This window comes from Helicobacter monodelphidis (assembly GCF_003288845.1).
Lineage (GTDB): Bacteria > Campylobacterota > Campylobacteria > Campylobacterales > Helicobacteraceae > NHYN01.
In genome coordinates this window covers 1-441 of record NZ_NHYN01000102.1, presented here as the reverse complement: position 1 = coordinate 441, position 441 = coordinate 1, and the positions used below count along the sequence as shown (strand labels likewise).

1 pseudogene is annotated in these 441 nt (G+C 35.4%); it reads right to left on the bottom strand.

Annotated elements, in window-relative coordinates:
• Positions 1-441 (bottom strand): annotated as a pseudogene (locus CCZ01_RS10660) (capsular biosynthesis protein); the annotation flags it as partial.

Here is a 441-nt window from a genome sequence, read left to right as displayed (position 1 = left end):
GCCTAAATCATATTGTTGAACATATCTTGCCATTTCTTTGCTTGGTCCTATAGCTATGGCTAATCTTGCTTGGATAAATTCAAAGAATTTATTAGGAAGGGCATAGTATCCATTAAAGTTTGAAGGTTGTAAGATGTAAAATCCTATATCATATTGGGTTGTAAAAGGAATAATCTCCTCAAATGCAACAGGATTTAAGATTCTTACATTACTTCTTGAATGGGCTAGGTTTTGTAATTGATTGAAATAGTCTATATCTGCTGTTTTAACAAGCATTAAATCAAGACTAAAACGTTCATCAACATAATCCATTGTTTCTATCATTGTTTCAATCCCCCTCTCTCTTCCTGCCATTCCATGGTAGATAAGTTTGATTGTTTCGTGGGATGATAAACCTTTGGGGGGGGGGGCATAATACTTAGCGGCTGAAGTAATCACACC